Raw genomic sequence first — 15,802 nt, forward strand, 5'->3', positions numbered from 1 at the left:
CCGGTTGAAGTGGGGGTTTCAAGTGTATCACTCGTACAACCTACCGAATGCTTAACACTTGAGGAGTTGACACATTGACGGACTGGTTACCGTCCAACCCCGCTATCCCATTTGCTCGCGCATTTGGGACTACTTTGCGCAAAATATTCGCGGCTCCGTTCACATCGGCATTAATCAAACCTTTCGCACTCCGATACAAGCCACGACCTATTCGTCTGCCGGAGAACGACCTTGTCCGGCCTTCTTCATACGCAGGCACAGGGTCGTGGTCCAGAAAACTCGCCTTGGAGGTGTAGGCTTCCTCTGTCAGTTGTACCGCAATTCCCTGTTCCGCAGCTTTGTACCTGATCATCGCAATCAGCATGTGGTGGGGAATGTGACAGAACGATTGATTGTTTCGCCTGCCGATGCTGACCGCTTGTTTCCATCCGTCATTCTTGCCCATGACGATCGTTCCAATGTTTTGTTCAATCGCCTGCTTGACGATCTGGTAACTCGCCTTGTGGAACAGATCCTTGATTCTACGTTGACGATTGCGATGTAACTGCGCCAATCGCTTGGACGTGTGCGGCCCTTCCTTTGGGGCTTTCCCCTGACGAAGGATGCCGGTATAATGCGCCTTCAGCTTGTTGTAGTACTGATTGATCGCTTTGATCGACTTGCCCTTCACAAGCAACGGTTGTGAACCTGTTGTGGTGACTAAGGTTGCAAGGTTGTCTACGCCCAGATCAATCGCCATGAAGCGTTCTTTGTCCCGTGCTTCGACTGCAATGGACCGTTCAAAGACGAGCTCGACCACATATTGCCCGTACTTTGGCACGACGCGTACCTGCTTGAGTTTGCCATCGGTGCAGCCCAGCTTTCCAATGTTGAGTCGAACACGCGTTTTCGGAAGTTTGAGGTATTTCCCCTCTTGGATAACGCAATCTTGATTCGAGAACAGCATTTCTTTCTCTCTGGCACGACAGTAGCCGGGAATACGCGGTTTGCCCGTATACTTCTGGGGATGTTGCCCGTAATCCTTAATGCTGGCAAAGAACGCTTTCCAGTTTTGACACACAAGTCTCATCACCGCTTGACTGCTTTGAATTGAAAGTGCGAGGTAATCCTTCTGTTTCATCACCTTGAATAAACAATCCAGGAAGTTGTAACCGACCAAAGGTCTGACTTTGCTCGGCAACTCGAAGAGGTTACAGCGAATCTCCCGACGTTCGAGCAGGGGCTTAAGCTGCGCCTTGTCGATCTTAGCCTGGTAAGCCGCAAGTTGACGTTCGTTCATGGCCTCGATGTATTGATGCAGGGTATTCATCACTTCTTGTTGCAACGGTTGCAGGGGTTTGTCTTGTCGACAAGACGTATAAATTTGCCGGATGTAAAAGTTCGTGACGTTGTATAAACCCTTCGCATCCACGCCCATTTGTTCGAAGTAGGGATATAAGCGATGACCTTTCTTAATCCAAATCTGAAACGTATGGTAGGTGAAATCTGTCATCCTATCACCTCCTTCAAAAGGGAATGTATGTTCCTATTTCTGATCTTAGTGTACCATAAAATGCAGGATAACAATAGGTCTTGAAGGTGTTCCACAGAAGTCGCCGATTCACCCCCCACTTAGCTTCTTCGTCGCTTGAAGAAGGCGTACTCTCGGCGGTAACGATAGATTAACGGAGCTCGTACGCCAACCATTTCGTCTCGGGAGGGATACGACATGAAAATTACGTCCGGAGGATTCGAAGCCGTCTACCACGGAAGAGTGCTCGCCTACGACATGAACCCGATCGAGATCGTTCTGTCGGAAGAGCACGACCCGCTGACGTTCGTATTTTGCGTGGAGTACGAGCCGGAGAGAAACGACTTTACGACCGATATCCGGCTCGTCCGCTACAACGAGGTGCGCATCGCCTGCGTCAACTTCCCCAGGGGCAAGCCGACCGGCAACCGGGACATGATTCACCTCGGGGTGCTGAACAATCGCAGGCTCTCGCTCCGATACGAGGTTACGATCAACTACGAAGCGACGAACTGGTCGCTTACGTTCACCTTTTTCGCGGGAGAGGGGGTCCCTGAGCATGAATAAAATCGAGATTCAGGACCCGAAAGTGGCCAGCAAAATTATCGCCGCGAACTCGGAGAGCGAGAAGCGCAAAGCCGAGCTCGGCTTCCTGGGCCGATTTTTCGGCTCGGGAGACAACGTTCGCCTGTACATCGTAGGCACGATTGCGCTCGCCGTTCTGCTGATTGCCTTGGTCTACACGCTGACGCCCGACAAGTACCGCTCGCCCGACTTCGGCCTCAAGGAAATGTGGACGCTTGTCGTCCTTCCCGTCGAATCGACGATTATCGGCTATTTGATCGGGTCTCGCTCGAAGGAAGGCGGGGGATAGCCGGAATTAAAACGGGAGCGTCCCCAGTCGACGTTGACGACTTAAGGGATGCTCCCGAATAAAGAACTATTTTGTGCCGGCCAGCCAGTTCGCCAGCTCTTCCGTCTGCGACAGCACCGACAGCGGATCGTTAAAGTACGACCGTTCGTTGCGCCATACGTAGACTCGGCCGTTCTGGACGGCGTCCAACTTCGACCAGATCGGGTCGTTCTCGATCTCTTCGAGCGATTTTTCCGTAGTCAGAAGGATATAGTCGCCCGCGAAATCTTCCAGAACCTCCAGCGAGATTTGAAGATAGCCGTCCTCCTCCTTCAGAACTTCGACGTTGGAATCTGGCATTGGCCGCCCGAGATTGCGGTAGATCGGCACTCCGCCGCGTCCCATATCCTCTCCGTACATCGACAGCGCCTTGTCCGACCATTCGAAAATCGTAAACGCGGCGTCCGCCGGAACGGCCGCATCCACTTTCGCCTTGGCGGCGGCGATTCTCGCTTCGTAATCGGCTACCCATTGCTTGGCCTCCTCCGCGCGGCCCAGCAAATCCCCGAAGAAGAGCACTTCCTCCTCGATCGTCTGGAAAGCTCCCCACGGAATCGGAATGGTCGGAGCAATCTTGCTGTAATTGTCGTACTCCTGCTTATCCGATGTCATCAGGATGATCAAGTCGGGCTCCAGGGCAACCAGCTTCTCGAAAGAGACGTCCGCGGACGAAGTGCCCACCAGTTCGATGCCGTCCTTCAGCTTCTCGAAATAGGGATTGTCCAGCACGCGGTTCGTTGAGGCGATCGGTTGAACGCCAACCGCCAGGATGCTGCTTACGTATTGGATGGCTGCAATTTTCATCGGCTTGGCCGGCACCTCGAGATCGCCGAACAACGTATTGACCATTTTCGTCGTCTTCGACTGCTGCGCTTCCTGTTCCGCGGCGACTTGCGGGGCCAGACTTGCGGACGGGCCGGCGCTCGACGTCTGGCTCGCGGACGCTCCGGACGCTTTGTCGGTTGCGGCTCCTCCTCCGCAAGCGGTCAGCAGCAGTGTTACTCCGAGCAGCAGGCTCATTGCTTTGTTCATTCGCGACATGTTTCGTTCTCCTCCGAATTGCAAATGATATTGATTTTCATTATCATCTACAATGTACCATGGGAAAACGCTGCCCTCCATGGACAATCCGTACCCCTCGTATGGAGAAAAAGGCATCTTCCGCCCCTCGTCCTGCCGATACCGGCCGGGGGAGCAGCCCAAGTTTTTCTTGAACAGCCGGTTAAAGTAAAACATATCGTCGTAGCCCACGCTCTGGGCGATTTCTCCGATGGACGCGGGGGTGCGGCGCAGAAGCTCGCAGGCTTTGCGCAGGCGGATGCGGATCAGATAGTCGATCGGGCTCAGCCCGGTCTCCTTCTTGAACCGGCGAGCGAGATATCTGGGATTGTATCCGCAGGCTTGGCCGAGGCTTTCCAGCGTATGCGGCCGGTTGAAATGCTCCCGCAAATAGTCGATGACCTGCTGCTTCAGCTCGGGCGGTTTCAGCTCGGGGCTGCGCTTCTGCTCCAGCATCTCGGCAATGAATCGATAGAACAGCGATTTGAGCAGCAATCGGTCCTTGCCGGAGGACTGCCCCGCTCTATACATTCGTTCCAGCAGTTCATACAATACGAGAGGCTGAACGGGGGCAAAGGAAAAATCCGGGGGATACGCAGCGTCCGCCCTCCGTCTGCGCCAGAGCGGAGCTTCAGCCCGGTAACTCAGCATATAAGATTCGAAAGGCTCGCTCGCCGAGATCTCTATGCGCGTATTCTGACGGAGATGCAGCATAAGGAAGGGCTCCAGCGCTCGCGGCTCCTCGTCCGCGATCAGCACGGCCCTGCCGCTGCAGGCCAGGAGAAAGACGTTGGAGGAAAGCACTTCCCGGTACAACGCCCGACCCTCCGTCAGCGTCAGCCTGCCTACCCCTTGCACCCGAACCTGCAGCTCGTCCCACAGCTCGTATTCGTCTTCCCGATGGTTGTCCATGGCCTCCCCAATCCCCTTTTGACCGTTGCCTCTTTTTCATGATTATACAGGTTTCCGGCTCGGATGATCAAAGACCGACGATCGCCCGCATAAAGCGCAATACAGCGACAGACTCGCGCAACAAACCGAAGCGTCCGGCCCCCTATAATGATAATCGAAAAGAAAAAAACGCCCCAAATCTACGAGGAGGCCATCCAATGAATTGGCAATCGGCTATCGAACAGACTATCCGCATGACAACCGCCAACGTCGCCCGCTTCGGGAACCAATTCCCGATCGTCAGCAAAGGAACAGAAAAATATGAGCTGGAGGATCAAACGTCCTGGACGGAAGGCTTCTGGGTCGGCATTCTATGGCTTTCCTACGAGTACAATCAGAACCCGGCTATTCGCGAAGCCGCGGTCGTCGCCGTCGCTTCCATGAAGCGCCGTTTGGAGCAGAACCGGCATTTGAATCACCACGATATCGGCTTTCTGTATTCATTGTCCGCCAAGGCGCAGTGGATTTTGGAAAAGGACGGGCCGGCCAAGGAAGTCGCTCTGCAGGCGGCGGATGTTCTGATGAAGAGGTGGAGAAAGGACTCGCAGCTGTTCCAGGCTTGGGGGCCTGAGGGCGATCCCGATAACGGCGGGCGCATCATTATCGACTGTCTGATGAATCTTCCGCTGCTCTTCTGGGCGACCGAGCAGACGGGCGATCCTCTCTATGCCGAGCGAGCCCGCATCCATGCCGAGAAAAGCCGGCGCTTCCTCGTCAGAGGCGACGACTCTTCCTATCACACGTTCTACTTCGATCAGAAGACGGGAGACTCCGTTCGCGGAGGAACTCACCAAGGCTTTCGGGACGGATCTACTTGGACAAGGGGTCAGGCTTGGGGCATCTACGGTTTTGCACTGGCCTATCGGTATACGAAAGAGCCTTCGTTTCTGGAAACGGCCGTGAGATTGGCGAAGTTTTTTATCGCTCATCTCCCCGCTGACCAGGTCGCCTACTGGGATTTCGACGCTCCGCAGGAGGAGGGAACGCCGAGGGACAGCTCCGCTTCGGCCATCGCCGCGTGCGGCATGCTGGAGATCGCCGGGCATCTTCCCCAAGACGATCCCGCACGGCAATTGCTGCTGGATTCGGTGAATGAATCTATGACCTCGTTGACCGAACATTATTTTACGGCGGGCGATCCCGCGGAGGAAGGCTTCCTGCGCCATGGCTCCTATTCGGTCAGGGGCGACATCTCTCCCGACGACTTCGTCATCTGGGGAGACTACTTCTATCTCGAAGCGCTGCTCCGGCTTCACAAGGGCACGCCGGGATACTGGTACGAACGTTAGTCCGCGTTGGGCCGATAACGTTCTCTTAGCCAGCGGTTGCGCACGCTCGCGGGTGCTCCCTATAATGTAAGAAAGCGGATTCGCACCCGACAAGGAGAGCTTGGCGCAATGAACAAGCATACGCAGATCGGATTGGAGCCCGGTTCGTTCCTGTACACTTACAGGAAGCGTGACCTGGAATCGCATTGGCACCATGCGCACCGGGGGATCGAAATTCTCTATATCCACGAAGGCCAGGGAGAAATCCGGGTGGACAACCAGACCTACCCGATCGAGGATCACTCCCTGGTCTGGTTCCAACCCTATCAGCTGCACCGGGTTTCCGTCCCGGCGAGGCCGAACCGTGCTTACGTCCGCACCAATCTAACGTTCGACCCGCAATTCGTCGTCCGTTATCTCGCCCCGTTCCCGGACTTGGAACGGTTTTTCCGCCTGCTCTGGAACGGGCATCTTCAGCGGCAGTATTTCCCTTCATTGCAGGTCTTCCCGCTGGCGGAGCTGCTGCGGGAGCTGCATGACGCAGCCGAAGGGGCCTCTTCGAGCCGGGAAGAGGAGGTCGGCCTTCTCATGCTCTCGCTGCTTCGCCTGCTGAAGAAGCATCTGTTTACCCGCGAGGCCGAGGCCGAAGACATCCCCTCCCGCGCGCGGTCGCACTCGGAGAAGATCGCCGAATGGCTCGACGCTCACTACAAGCGGCCGTTCAAGCTCGAAGAGCTGGCGTCCAGCCTTCATCTGTCCCCCTACCACGTCTCCCACGTCTTCAAGAAATCCACCGGCATGACGCCGTCCGATTATTTGACGAAACGCCGCATCCGGGAAGCATGCGCGCTTCTCGCCAACACGTCGCTCTCGGTCGCAGAGATCGCTTCGCAGCTCGGAGGACTGTCCTCCTCATACTTCTGCCAAATGTTCAAGAAAGCGAAGGGCGTGTCGCCCGATCAGTATCGGAAGAGCATATACTAAGTCGTCGCCCCCGCGCATCGCCGCCGCTGTCCGCTTGCCCGACGCGAACAACCGCGACGGATGAGGCGATAGCTGCATTTAAGTTTCATTTAAGACTCGCCGGTTACAGTAGGGGCATACCTTAGCGAAGGGAAGTGCCCGATACATGCTGAAAAGAACTTCATCCTTACTGCTCGCCCTGCTGATCGCGCTCACCTGCGCCGTGTCCGCATCGGCTGCGAGCGCGGAGGAGGAAACGGTCATCCGACTGTCCGACGCCGGAGTAACGGTGAACGGCCAAGCGGCTTCGTCAGACCCCGGCTCCGCCGTATACGTCGGAGCGAAGATCGTCTATTACGAGGCCGGACGAGGCAGCGACTACGGAGAGGGGACGGCGGCCGATGAGCATACCGCCGAAGAAGCGGCCGCGCACACCGTCGTGACGATTACCCAGCCCGGAACGTATCGCGTCTCCGGCGCCTTATCGGCCGGCCAGCTCGCCGTCGACCTGGGCAACAACGCGGCGGAAGACCCGACGGCGGTCGTCGTCCTGATTCTGGACGGGGCGGACATTACGAGCACGGTCGCGCCTGCCGTCATTTTCTACAATGTGTACGAGCCTTACAGCTCCACTCAGGATACGAAGGGCGTCACCGACCTGTCCAAGGCAGGCGCGCAGGTCGTCCTGGCGGACGGTTCGGTCAACAAAGCGACAGGCTCGCACGTCGCCCGCATCTACAAGGAAGGATCGACCAAAAAGCTGCACAAGTACGACGGAGCCTTCTATTCCAAAATGTCGATGAACATTTCCGGAGAATCGGCCGGCACCGGGAAGCTGTATATCGCGGGAGACAACGAAGGGCTCAATTCGGAGCTGCACCTGACGATCAACGGAGGCCATATCGACATCCAGTCGCAGGACGACGGCATCAACACGAACGAAGACGGAATCTCCGTGACGACGATCAACGGCGGCAGCCTGAAAGTGAACGCCGGACTCGGTGCGGAAGGAGACGGCATCGACTCCAACGGCTATCTGACGATTAACGGCGGGACGGTCGTGACCCAATCCAACGAGAGAAGCCCTGACGGAGGCATCGACGCGGACAGGGACATCTCCCTTAACGGAGGGACGGTCATCGCGCTGGGCACCCGCAACGATGCGGCGAGCTCCGGCTCCAAGCAGACGTTCATCGAGCTCGCTTTCGCTTCGACGCAAGCCGCGGGCAGCGTCGTCAAGCTGACGGACGCGAGCGGCAAAACCCTGCTGACGCACACGGCGGAGAAGGCGTTCCAAAGCGTCACCTTCAGCTCGCAGGAGCTGGCTCGGAATACGGAATACCGCGTTTATATCAACGAGGTTCAGCAGCAGTACACCGGCAATTCCTTCGGCATGATGGGCGGATTCGGGGCGCGTCCCGGCAACGGACAGGCCCCCGGCGAAGCTCCTCACGCCGGCGGCCAAGGCCAAGGCCCGGTTCCGGGGCAGACGCCTCCCGAAGGCAGCGGATTTCCGGGGACAAGGCCGGAGGGCATGCCCGATTTCCCGGAAGGCTTCGATCCGCAGCAAAATCGGCCGAATCCGGATTCCGACGCCGTCGGTTCCGTATCGTTCGTCATTACCGATACGGTTCACAGCTTCTCCGGCATCTCGGATTCTGCCGACGCTTCGGGCAAGCAGCGCGTGACCTTCAGCGTCAATAACGGAGCCGGTCTAACCGGATCGGCGTCCGGCATCAAGCCGACATGGACGTCCATCGAAGCCAGCGCGGACGTGTCCGACCGGGACGTCCAGATTACAGTGACGGACGTTCCTTCGGAAAACTATTCCGAGACGCGCTTGCTCTCCGAGCTCCAAGGCTCCCTCTCGGACATTCTGCCCGAAGCGGACGGAACGTATCGCCTCACCGTCGCCGTCGTCTCCGGCAACGCGGAGTATGCCGGCGTATCGCAATGGCAATTCACGATCGGCGGGCTGCCCTTCACGGATGTCGACCCGGCGGACCGCGCCTACGGCGCGATCAAGACGCTGTACGAGAAAGGCGTCATGAACGGAACCGGGACGGCCAGCTTCTCCCCGAACGCTCCGGTGAGCCGCGCCGCCGCCATTACGGTGCTGGGCAGGCTGCTGGAGGCGAAGACGGCCGAGAGCGGACTGTTCCCCGACGTCAAGACGGGGACATGGTACAGCGGCTACGTCGGCTGGGCGGTCGACAACGGGCTCGTGCAAGGCGACACTGCGGGCAAGTTCCGCCCCGACGACTCTCTCACCGCCGCGCACATGCAGCTGATTCTGGACCGCTACGCCGCTCTGAGCGGCAAGGAGCCGGTTGTCCTGAGCAGCGCGGGCAGCCAGCTTACCCGCGCCGAGTTGGCCGTCGCTCTGGCCGCCTTGCTGTAAGTGGTACGAACATGAAAAGGCAGCGCCTCCGATCCCCGATTGCGGGTGCCGCAGGCGCTGCCTATTTCAGTTGGATCAAGACTCGAAGCGAACCTCTGCGGCTTCTCCGTTTCGCAGAGAATACGCCTGTTCGCGGCCGTCCGCTGACACCGTCAGGAGAACATTCCCGTCCTCGGACCGGCTTACACGCAGATCGAAGCTTCGTCCGAACGCTTCGATTCCGGACAGAGCCATCGACGGCCAGCTTTCCGGCAGGCGCGGCGCACAGGAGAAGGAGGCGAGTCCGGTTGGGGAAATGCCGAACAGGCCTTCCGTCACGATCCGGCCATACAGCGCGCTCTCCGCGGACAGATGGCGCTGGTTCCCTTCCGGATACGCTTCGACCGCATATGGCACGTGATCCCCGAGCAGTCGCCGCTTCGAATAAGCGGACCATTTATCCAGCGCCTTGCCGGTTTCTCCCGCCACGAACAGCGCGCGCAAGCCGTACAGCGTGGAACGGTCCCAGAACACGGTGTCCCCGGCCTGCGTCGCCAGACCGTCCTCTGTCCATAAACGGGGGGAGAGCATTGCTGCAATCGTACCGTCTTTCCGTTCCGTGATGCCGAGAGACAGCGGAAGGCCGATCCAGGAGCGCAGAACGTCGTTGCCCTCATAATAACGGTAGGTTCGGAACCCTTCCACCTCGGCTCCGAAATAGGCTTCGATCGCTTCGCGCAGCTCCGCCGCCGACTTCGCCGCGGCTTCGGCTTCTTCCGGGAAACCCAACTCCCGGGCAAGCGCCGAAGCGTAATGAAAACCTCCGAAGGCCAGCGCCGACGTGGACAGATTCGCCGAACCGGTCGGGAATCGGCCCTCGAGCTCATCCGAGTCGGAGGCGACGACTCCCTCCGGAGTCAGGCGGCTTCGGCAATAGTCCAGGCACCAGGAGATCGCGGACCACAGCTCCTCGGCTATCTCCCGGCTGCCCGTCGCCAGCGCGAACTTCGACGCTCCGTACGCGTACATGGCCGCGTCGCCGCGATCCCCGGCCCCTTCCCAAATATCGATGCCCTCGGAGATGACGGAGCTCGGAATCGGCGCGTTGTCCGGTCCCATGAAAGGCATATACAGACGGAAAGCGTTCAAGCTGGCCTCGATCGCGGGAGCGTCCCCCAGATAGGCGAAGAACGGAGCCGCGTATTCGATCTGATCGTTCGTCCAGACCGCGGCATAGTAGTGCCCTCCTCCGGGGCTGTGCAGCAGTCCGTATTTCGTGCGGAACAGGCTCTCCGAAGCGCGGAGCTTGGCGAACTCGAACATCCGGCCGAGAACCGGGTCCGGCGAGTCGAAGCGGAGCTTGTCCCGCAGCGTGCCGATCTGCTCCCGCCGACGGCTCTCTTCCTCGGCATGGTCGATGTCTCCGAGACGCTCGCTCCATCTGCGACCGACGTACGACAGCCTGAACTCGGCGCTCTCGCCGGGCTGCACGTGGACAGGCCCGGAAGCGTCGACGACGGCTTCCATCGCATAGATTCCGCCGACGCCTCTGCCGCGGCGGGAATACCCGGACGGCTCCGCCTCCAGGACGACGGAACGGCTCGTCCCGTTCGTAATCGTCACCGTCTCCAGCAGCGCGGGACTCTCGGAGGCCGGAAACAGGAGGCGTCGCACCGTCAGCCCTTCCGCCGTCTCGCTCTCGATCTCCAGCAGCCCGTTGAACGCAACGATGCGCGGCCGTTCCGGGGACAGCAGCCGCCCATCCGCCTTAAAGCGGGGAATCGCCTCTTCGGGATATTCGTGCATTAAGCTGGCGTGCGTATTGTTCGGGATCGTGCGCAGCATCGGCCATACGACCTGTCTGGCGAGAAGCAGCTCCCCCGCTTCGTCGACGCCGTACCGGACGATCGCGGAGACGCTGCGGCCGCTCATCTCCAACTGATCGTCGTGAGGAAGTCTTGAATCGGCCCCGATCTCCCATCGGATGCCGCTCTCGTCTAACCGCCAACGGGCATTATCTGTTGTTTCGCTCATTGAAACGCCGCTCCTTATCGATTGGAATAGGGTGAAGTGCTTTCATTGTAGCGGAAGCGCGGAGCGGCAAGGAGGGGAGGGCTGTGTGATAGATCGGTAATTTTGCGTGTTTATTTTCGTCAAAAGCCTTAATATGATGGAAATGAGGGGAAAAATGTGTCTATCGGCTATTCACCGGAGAGTACGAGGAGGAAAAGGAGATGGAGAGCGAGTTCGGAGAGCATTTCATTACCGCGGGATTGTCCGGGAGGCCGATTCGGCTGTACTATTGCGGCTATCATCGGTGCAGCCCCGGTCACGGCTACGGGCCGGCCATGCGCGATCATGCGCTGCTCCACTACATCCGTTCGGGCAAAGGGAAGTTCCAGGCGGGCGGCACGTCGTACGAGCTGCAGGCCGGGGACTGCTTCGTGCTGTCCCCCAACGTTCCGGGCGCCTATCGCGCGGACGAGGAAGAGCCCTGGCAGTATGCCTGGGTCGGGTTCGACGGGGAGATGTTCGGCGCTTACTTGGCGGCGGCCGGGCTGACGGAGGAGCACCCTACCTATTCGTTCCGCGAACCCGAGCGAATCTCCCGCCTGTTCGATAGAATGTTCGCGGGCACCGCGGACGAGTCCTTCATCGGCGAGGCGGAAGGAATCAGCTATTTGTTCCGCTTCTTCGCCCGTCTGCTGGAGGAAACGCGGCAGTCCTCCGTAGCGGCGGGCCCTCTGTCCAGACGGGACGCCGACGAGTCGGTGCAGCAGGCGATTCGCTTCATCCGTTCAAACTATTCCCGCCCTCTGACCGTATCCGATCTGGCTGCCCACGTCGGGCTGGAGCGCTCCTATTTCTCCAAACGGTTCCGCGAGCGGATCGGCAAATCGCCCCATGACTTCCTGACCCGCTACCGAATGGAGCAAGCCGCGCGCATGCTCATCCATACCCGGGTTCCGGTCGGCACGATCGCGGCCTCGGTCGGCTTCGAGGACCTCTCGTATTTCTCGAAGGTGTTCCGCAAGCACCACGGCGCGAGCCCCGGGAGCTTCCGCGAGCAGCATCTGGCCCGGCACGGCGCGGCAGAGTAGCGGGGTCGCTTTCCAAAGCTGTCGTCGCGCCTGCCTTACTGTCCCGTCGAGCCGGAGTAGAACAGCAGGTAATCTCCAAGGTGCGCGGTCCAATACGCTTCGTCGTGCCCCCCTGGATTCAGGCGATACTCCGAGCGCACGTTCCGGCTGCGCAGCTTGGCGTCAAGCGCCTCGGCTCCTTGGTAGAACTTGTAATAGTCCTGGTCGCCCGAGTCCAGATAGACCGACATTTCGCTCAAATCCGCGGTATCCGCCAAATAGTAAGGGTCGCGCTGCTTGCGGACCTCCTCCGTCGGATAAATCCAGTTTTTCAGACCGCCGGTGTCCATCCAGTCGTCCATCCACACGGCCGGACTATGCCCGCCCGCTTTCGAGAATAGTTCGGGATGCGTAAAAGCATGATGCAGCGCGGCCCATCCTCCCATGGACAATCCGCCTATGTAGCGGTTCTCTCTATCCGCGGCCGTGCTGAAGTTGCCGTCCACGTATCGGATCACGTCTTGTACGATATAATCGCCGTAATTGCCGAACTGCTCGGAGTTGAACCCATAGCTGACGTCGATCTGGGGCGTGACGATGATGAGCGGCTCGATTTTGCCTTGCGCGATCCATTCGTCGGCGACTTTATCGATGCCCAGAACCCGAGTCCAGGAATCTTCATTCCCGCCATACCCGTGGTAGATATACAGTACGGGATACTTTTCGGTCGTCGCATACCCCGGGGGAAAATATATGTTGAACTTCATATCCTTGTCCAACGCATCGCTATGAAAAGTCACCTTCTGCACGTTCGGAATCGAGGATACGACTTCTGCGCGGACGGGAGAGCTCTCGACCGACGCGCTCTCCGTACCGGATCGTTCGCTGCTCGCGCATCCTGCCGCCGCCATGACCGCTATGACCGCCAACATCGCCAAGAGCCATCCGACTCGTCTTCCTCTCATTTCCGTTCCCCGTCCTCTGCAATGGATTCCGACAAGATCAGTATATAGAAATTTTTGGCTATAATACACCGTTTTATGGAAATTCACGCCTATGAAATGAAAAAGACTTAACCTGCGCGCTTACTCGCGCTCAAGCGCCGCTCCCGCAGCGTCAGAACGGCCAGCATCGCCAGACTTACGGCAACGGCGCAGAAGCTTGTCCATTGCCCCGCCGTCCAGTCGAACAGATAGCGAGGGGAGTCTCCCCGCAGAAACTCCAGCAGAAATCGCCCGGTCGAGTAGAGAATGCCGTAGGTTAGAAACAACGCCCCTGTCGGCAGCTTCCTGGCCTTCAGCAAAATAAGCAGCACGAATATGATCAGATCCCACTGTCCTTCCCAGATCTCCGCCGGCCACAGCGGCTCGGCTCCGTACCGGTCGTACGCCATCGTGCCTTCCGGGTATACGATGCCGAATCCCCTGCCCGTCGGCGCCCCGTAAGCATCCCCGTTCAGGAAGCAGGCGATTCTCCCGACCGCTTGCCCCAGCACGACTGCCGGCGCCACAATATCGGCCATTTTCCAGAAAGACAGGCCGTGCTTCCTCGTGTAATACACCATGGCCGCGGCTCCTCCGACCAACGCCCCCTGGATCGCGATCCCTCCATGCCAGATGTAAGGAATTTCATGCAGATGCTTCGAGTAATACCCCCATTGGAAAAAGAAAACGTGCCATACCCGGGCAAATACCAGAGCCCCGACGATCAAGTAGAACGCCATATTCGGGATATGCTCCCGGTAGGAGGTTCCCTCCGCCAGATAGAGCGCCATCCCCCACGCCAGCAGCACGGCCAGCGCGACAACGACCCCGTAGGAATGCACCTGGAAGTCTCCGATCGTAAATAAAACCACTTTCATCCTTTTATCCTCCTGACGTTTTATACTACATTATGTAGTATGATCTTCGAAAAAAAGGGGCTAAGAGTCCCCTCCAAGCATCAGCAACAGCAGCAAGGAGCAAGAGACCAGCAGAGGCCTCAGCAGCGAGAGCGGAACCTTGACCGCCCGGCCGGGCTCAAGAACCTGCATGATCCGGTACTGCATCGTGCCGTCGGCGAAATGAACGGCTCCCTCGCGCTGCCGGATGTCCCCTAGCTTCGCCAGCTTCAACAGCACGTTGCCCAAATACAGCTCCGTCCCCATCCGCCGGATCGCGAACCTGTCGGCGAACAGTTCCTTCCACGTCCGGTAGTGTCTGACGATCGGCTTAATGATCGGCCAGTAGCCGAAAGCGTCTTCCAGCACGGCCGACGCGAGCAGCTTCAGACCGTCCCGGTTCCGGCAATGATGCCATTCGTGCAGCAGAATCGCTTCGATCTCCTTATCGCCGAACATCTCGAACAATGCGGTCGAGACGACGATTCGCGGCCGCAGCGTTCCGATTGTCAGGGCGATGAACGCAGCGTCCCGCACCACGATGATTTCCGTTCCCCAACTCCGATACTTATAGTTAAGGCGCTTCGTTAAACGTCCGTGCATGCTGCTGCGGAAGCGCTTGTGCCACACCCGGGACCAGTAAATTTGTTTGGCGCAGCGCCATGCCGCTCTAACGATCGTATAGACGATGACCAAGTCGACAAGAACGGCAATCGCGGAAAGATACGGCGGTTCCCCGGACGCGATCTGATGATACGCGAACGCGGCCATCTGCGCGACGACGGCGGCAACGAAGACGAGCAGCAGCGCATAGATCCATCTCAGCTTCGCGATGGGACCGTTCATCTTCGTCTCCCGTCCTTGATTTCCTGCAGTTTGCGTTCCAGCTTGGCGATGACCTCGGGATCGACCTCGTCCAGCGCGTCAATCATATGGTTGACGACCAGGCTTCCGTACTCCTGGATCAGCCCCTGCGACACTTCCTTCGTCTGATCGGAGAGAAACTGCTCTCTCGTCTGCACGGTGGAGAATTTCGCCGCCTGCGTTCTGCCGCTCCCGGATGGCGTCTTCTTCAGATGGCCTTTGTCCACCAGACGGTTCATGACCGTCATGACAGCGTTGACCGAGATCGGGCTCTCCTGGTTCAGGATCGACTGCACTTCCTTGATGGTCAACCCTTCCGAAGACCAGAGAATCGCCATAATCCGGGCCTCCAGCGGTCCGAAAAAGCGGTTCAAGCCTTCGCCCTTCATATTCAGCCTCTTAATTGGCAACTTGATCTCACCCCATACTACAGAGTGTAGTTCGTTTGGGCAGAGCTGTCAACGTTGACTTCTCCGCCAATTCCGATCGTCGCGGACGGTACATCTGGCACAAGAAAGCGGCCGGCGTTTTCCCGTAACCCCGAACTGGGCTTCCGCATAGAATGTTCCATGCTCTGCACACGGAGGTCGTTAGAATGAGCTCGTCAAATCAGGTTCAGGTTCAGCATCAGATGACGCCGATCTATCAATGCGATTCCCAGGTTCACAAGACGCTGCGCTCGGTGAGGGATCAACTGCATCAGCTGTGCTCCCGTCATTCCAATCGGCTGGTCGTCGTCGAGACGATGGACGGCGACGTATTCGAAGGACATATCCGCTATTGCCATAACGGAGTTCTGTATCTGTCTCTATCGAACGAGGGCTGCTCCCGCGCCTTTTTCCCGGGGCCGCCTCCGCCTAACCCTTATGCCAACTTCGTGCTTCCGTTGGTGCTGTTTAATCTGCTCACGATTTCGCTGCTTTAAGATTTCCGAT

Annotated in this window: 14 protein-coding genes; 7 read left to right on the top strand and 7 right to left on the bottom strand. The window is 58.4% G+C overall.

All coding sequences use genetic code 11. The features are described 5' to 3' along the window. Positions 1-40: 40 nt before the first annotated feature. A complete protein-coding gene (locus B0G52_RS32220) occupies positions 41-1,492 on the bottom strand; it encodes an RNA-guided endonuclease InsQ/TnpB family protein (protein WP_094050545.1) in 1,452 nt (483 codons plus the stop codon). A 216-nt stretch (positions 1,493-1,708) separates the two neighbouring features. Between B0G52_RS32220 and B0G52_RS32225 the strand changes: the two genes are divergently transcribed. Further along, the gene (locus tag B0G52_RS32225; protein ID WP_094050546.1) at positions 1,709-2,077 is read left to right on the top strand and encodes a DUF6864 domain-containing function; all 369 of its coding nucleotides are present in this window, start codon (positions 1,709-1,711) and stop codon (positions 2,075-2,077) included. Continuing rightward, positions 2,070-2,384, top strand: coding sequence for a hypothetical protein (locus B0G52_RS32230; RefSeq protein WP_094050547.1), 315 nt, complete (start codon positions 2,070-2,072; stop codon positions 2,382-2,384). Before B0G52_RS32225 ends, B0G52_RS32230 begins: the two co-directional genes overlap by 8 nt. A 66-nt stretch (positions 2,385-2,450) precedes the next feature. Here B0G52_RS32230 and B0G52_RS32235 read toward each other — a convergent pair whose 3' ends face one another. Then, positions 2,451-4,394: an AraC family transcriptional regulator gene (locus tag B0G52_RS32235; protein WP_094050548.1), complete on the bottom strand. Its 1,944-nt coding sequence runs from the start codon at positions 4,392-4,394 to the stop codon at positions 2,451-2,453. Positions 4,395-4,591: 197 nt separating this feature from the next. Here B0G52_RS32235 and B0G52_RS32240 point away from each other — a divergent pair, with 197 nt between their 5' ends. The 3 genes from B0G52_RS32240 to B0G52_RS32250 all read left to right on the top strand — a co-directional run bounded on the left by B0G52_RS32240 (position 4,592) and on the right by B0G52_RS32250 (position 9,065). Continuing rightward, complete coding sequence (locus B0G52_RS32240; protein WP_094050549.1) at positions 4,592-5,722, top strand: glycoside hydrolase family 88 protein; 1,131 nt, start codon at positions 4,592-4,594, stop codon at positions 5,720-5,722. 108 nt (positions 5,723-5,830) lie between these two features. Further along, on the top strand, positions 5,831-6,685 hold the full coding sequence (locus B0G52_RS32245) for a helix-turn-helix transcriptional regulator (RefSeq protein ID WP_094050550.1): 855 nt from the start codon (positions 5,831-5,833) through the stop codon (positions 6,683-6,685). Positions 6,686-6,830: 145 nt separating this feature from the next. Further along, positions 6,831-9,065: a carbohydrate-binding domain-containing protein gene (locus B0G52_RS32250; protein ID WP_094050551.1), complete on the top strand. Its 2,235-nt coding sequence runs from the start codon at positions 6,831-6,833 to the stop codon at positions 9,063-9,065. A 75-nt stretch (positions 9,066-9,140) separates the two neighbouring features. Here the strand turns inward: B0G52_RS32250 and B0G52_RS32255 are convergent, their stop codons facing one another. Beyond that, the gene (locus B0G52_RS32255; protein ID WP_094050552.1) at positions 9,141-11,078 is read right to left on the bottom strand and encodes a hypothetical protein; all 1,938 of its coding nucleotides are present in this window, start codon (positions 11,076-11,078) and stop codon (positions 9,141-9,143) included. Positions 11,079-11,278: 200 nt separating this feature from the next. On the opposite strand from B0G52_RS32255, the gene B0G52_RS32260 reads away from it, so the two are divergent. After that, on the top strand, positions 11,279-12,145 hold the full coding sequence (locus tag B0G52_RS32260; RefSeq protein ID WP_094050553.1) for an AraC family transcriptional regulator: 867 nt from the start codon (positions 11,279-11,281) through the stop codon (positions 12,143-12,145). 35 nt (positions 12,146-12,180) lie between these two features. Here the strand turns inward: B0G52_RS32260 and B0G52_RS32265 are convergent, their stop codons facing one another. From B0G52_RS32265 to B0G52_RS32280, 4 genes are all read right to left on the bottom strand, one after another. Then, complete coding sequence (locus tag B0G52_RS32265; protein WP_233163285.1) at positions 12,181-13,089, bottom strand: alpha/beta hydrolase; 909 nt, start codon at positions 13,087-13,089, stop codon at positions 12,181-12,183. A 107-nt stretch (positions 13,090-13,196) separates the two neighbouring features. After that, a complete protein-coding gene (gene lgt / locus B0G52_RS32270) occupies positions 13,197-13,985 on the bottom strand; it encodes a prolipoprotein diacylglyceryl transferase (RefSeq protein WP_094050554.1) in 789 nt (262 codons plus the stop codon). 60 nt (positions 13,986-14,045) lie between these two features. Then, entirely contained in the window at positions 14,046-14,849 is an 804-nt protein-coding gene (locus B0G52_RS32275) for a M56 family metallopeptidase (protein WP_094050555.1), read from the bottom strand. Next, the gene (locus tag B0G52_RS32280) at positions 14,846-15,256 is read right to left on the bottom strand and encodes a BlaI/MecI/CopY family transcriptional regulator (protein WP_198960775.1); all 411 of its coding nucleotides are present in this window, start codon (positions 15,254-15,256) and stop codon (positions 14,846-14,848) included. The genes B0G52_RS32275 and B0G52_RS32280 overlap by 4 nt, the downstream gene beginning before the upstream one ends. 206 nt (positions 15,257-15,462) lie before the next feature. Here B0G52_RS32280 and B0G52_RS32285 point away from each other — a divergent pair, with 206 nt between their 5' ends. Next, the gene (locus tag B0G52_RS32285; protein WP_198960772.1) at positions 15,463-15,792 is read left to right on the top strand and encodes a hypothetical protein; all 330 of its coding nucleotides are present in this window, start codon (positions 15,463-15,465) and stop codon (positions 15,790-15,792) included. Positions 15,793-15,802 lie beyond the last annotated feature (10 nt).

Source organism: Cohnella sp. SGD-V74 (assembly GCF_003001675.1).
GTDB lineage: Bacteria > Bacillota > Bacilli > Paenibacillales > Paenibacillaceae > Cohnella.

What these genes read in the sequence shown, in the direction of transcription:
- B0G52_RS32220 (WP_094050545.1), bottom strand. Translation starts at nt 1,492, where the DNA reads ATGACAGATTTCACCTACCATACGTTTCAGATTTGGATTAAGAAAGGT.
- B0G52_RS32225 (WP_094050546.1), top strand. Translation starts at nt 1,709, where the DNA reads ATGAAAATTACGTCCGGAGGATTCGAAGCCGTCTACCACGGAAGAGTG.
- B0G52_RS32230 (WP_094050547.1), top strand. Translation starts at nt 2,070, where the DNA reads ATGAATAAAATCGAGATTCAGGACCCGAAAGTGGCCAGCAAAATTATC.
- B0G52_RS32235 (WP_094050548.1), bottom strand. Translation starts at nt 4,394, where the DNA reads ATGGACAACCATCGGGAAGACGAATACGAGCTGTGGGACGAGCTGCAG.
- B0G52_RS32240 (WP_094050549.1), top strand. Translation starts at nt 4,592, where the DNA reads ATGAATTGGCAATCGGCTATCGAACAGACTATCCGCATGACAACCGCC.
- B0G52_RS32245 (WP_094050550.1), top strand. Translation starts at nt 5,831, where the DNA reads ATGAACAAGCATACGCAGATCGGATTGGAGCCCGGTTCGTTCCTGTAC.
- B0G52_RS32250 (WP_094050551.1), top strand. Translation starts at nt 6,831, where the DNA reads ATGCTGAAAAGAACTTCATCCTTACTGCTCGCCCTGCTGATCGCGCTC.
- B0G52_RS32255 (WP_094050552.1), bottom strand. Translation starts at nt 11,078, where the DNA reads ATGAGCGAAACAACAGATAATGCCCGTTGGCGGTTAGACGAGAGCGGC.
- B0G52_RS32260 (WP_094050553.1), top strand. Translation starts at nt 11,279, where the DNA reads ATGGAGAGCGAGTTCGGAGAGCATTTCATTACCGCGGGATTGTCCGGG.
- B0G52_RS32265 (WP_233163285.1), bottom strand. Translation starts at nt 13,089, where the DNA reads ATGAGAGGAAGACGAGTCGGATGGCTCTTGGCGATGTTGGCGGTCATA.
- lgt (WP_094050554.1), bottom strand. Translation starts at nt 13,985, where the DNA reads ATGAAAGTGGTTTTATTTACGATCGGAGACTTCCAGGTGCATTCCTAC.
- B0G52_RS32275 (WP_094050555.1), bottom strand. Translation starts at nt 14,849, where the DNA reads ATGAACGGTCCCATCGCGAAGCTGAGATGGATCTATGCGCTGCTGCTC.
- B0G52_RS32280 (WP_198960775.1), bottom strand. Translation starts at nt 15,256, where the DNA reads ATGAAGGGCGAAGGCTTGAACCGCTTTTTCGGACCGCTGGAGGCCCGG.
- B0G52_RS32285 (WP_198960772.1), top strand. Translation starts at nt 15,463, where the DNA reads ATGAGCTCGTCAAATCAGGTTCAGGTTCAGCATCAGATGACGCCGATC.